The organism is Microbacterium sp. ZW T5_45 (genome assembly GCF_044987415.1).
Taxonomy (GTDB): domain Bacteria; phylum Actinomycetota; class Actinomycetes; order Actinomycetales; family Microbacteriaceae; genus Microbacterium.
Map to the genome: position 1 here is coordinate 1 of NZ_JBJDRJ010000079.1, position 1688 is coordinate 1688.

Genomic DNA, 1688 nt, shown 5'->3' on the forward strand with positions numbered 1-1688 from the left:
CCGCTCCGCACCTCTTCCCCGCCGCCCCGTACCTCCTCCCGCCGGACCGCCGCCCTACGCCGCGTGCGAGAAGTCGGAGCGCTGGGGCGACACGCCGCGTTCGGAAGCCGCTCAACGGCGTGTCACGCGGATTCTCCGACGTTTCACACGGACGCCAGCCTCACTCCTGCGCGGCGCAGCGCCCGCCAGCGCCCGAGCCCGCGCACCGCGGCTGTCCACAACCACCCCGTCGCACCCGTTCCTCGCCGGACCCTGCTTAGACTCGTGAGGTGACCATGCCCTACCAGCCGCCGTACGCCGTGTTCTCCGGAGCCTTCGGAGACAACGCCTCGGGAGGGTGGTTCCCCGCACGCGCCGAGGTGAGCAACGGGCTCATCACCCTCTGGGTCGCACTGCCGACCGGATGGACGCAGTACTTCAGCGTTCCCGCGCAGGAGGTCGTCGTGAAGTCGGCGGCTCAGCGGATCACCCTGGTCGTCCGCGGGCAGAGCTACCCGATCCTCGCCGACCCTCGTTCGGTCAACCGCGCGATCGGCCACGGCGTCGCCGGCGGTGTGGCCGATGTTCTGAACAAGCCGGTCTTCGAGATGGGCGTCGACGTGGCCCGTGGGGTCAACGTCGCAGGCGCCGCCCATTCCTTCGCCATCGGCGGCGGCCCCGAGTTCCTCGCCGCAGCCCAGCAGTCGGGCGCGAAGACCTCCCGCCTCGGCTACGGCCCGATCATGGCGATCGGATGCAGCGCGGGACTCTTCGTCGTGATCGCGGTGACCGTCGTCACGGTCCTCGTGCTGAACCTCTGAAGCCCGGTCGGTAGGGTGTCGACCGCCTTCGACCTCGCCGCGATCGGCGCCGGCCTCACTTTCGCGGCGGCGCTCGACGACCTGTCGCAGGCGCTCGATGCGAGCACCTCGGTCGTCGTCAGCGCCCCGCCCGGCACCGGCAAGACCACGCTCGTGCCGCCGCTCCTGGCCTCGCGCTCTGCCGGACGGATCATCGTCACGCAGCCGCGCCGGGTGGCCGCCCGCGCGGCCGCCCGCCGCCTCGCGCAGCTCGACGGCTCGCCGCTCGGAACCAGGGCGGGTTTCACGATCCGCGGCGAGCGCGTCGTCTCGCCTGAGACGCGCGTCGAGTTCGTGACCGCCGGCGTGCTGCTGCGACGGATGCTGACCGACCCCGGCCTCGAGGGCGTCGATGCGGTGATCATCGACGAGGTGCACGAGCGCGCGCTCGAGACCGACCTGCTGATCGGGCTGCTCTCGGAGGTGCGCGAGCTGCGAGACGACCTCACGCTCATCGTGATGTCGGCGACCCTGGATGCCGAGCGCCTCGCGACAGTGATCGGCACGGATGCCGCGCCGGCGCCGATCGTCGACCACATCGTTCCCGCCTTCGCGCTCACGGAGCGCTGGGCGCCGAGTCCGCACGCCCGTCTCGACGAGCGCGGAGTGACCTGGGCGTTCCTCGACCATCTCGCGCAGACCGCGACAGCTGCCGCGCTCGAGCTCGGGCGCGACGATCCGACCGCCGATGTGCTCGTCTTCGCCCCCGGTGCGCGCGAGGTGTCCGAGACCGCCCGCCGCATCCGCTCCGCCGCCGTCGGATTCGACGTACGCGAACTGCACGGCCAGGTCCCGCCCGCAGAGCAGGATGCCATCATCCGAGGACGACGCCCCGACGAACCGGCGCGC

The 1688-nt window shown here is 72.0% G+C and carries 2 protein-coding genes; both read left to right on the top strand.

What is annotated here, in order from left to right; genetic code table 11:
• Positions 1 to 269: 269 nt before the first annotated feature.
• Positions 270 to 800 (top strand): hypothetical protein, encoded by a 531-nt coding sequence (locus ACI3KS_RS19560; RefSeq protein ID WP_404920206.1) that lies wholly within the window; start codon positions 270 to 272, stop codon positions 798 to 800.
• Between the two features lie 15 nt (positions 801 to 815).
• The coding region (locus ACI3KS_RS19565; protein WP_404920207.1) for a DEAD/DEAH box helicase at positions 816 to 1688 on the top strand (873 nt) is incomplete at its 3' end.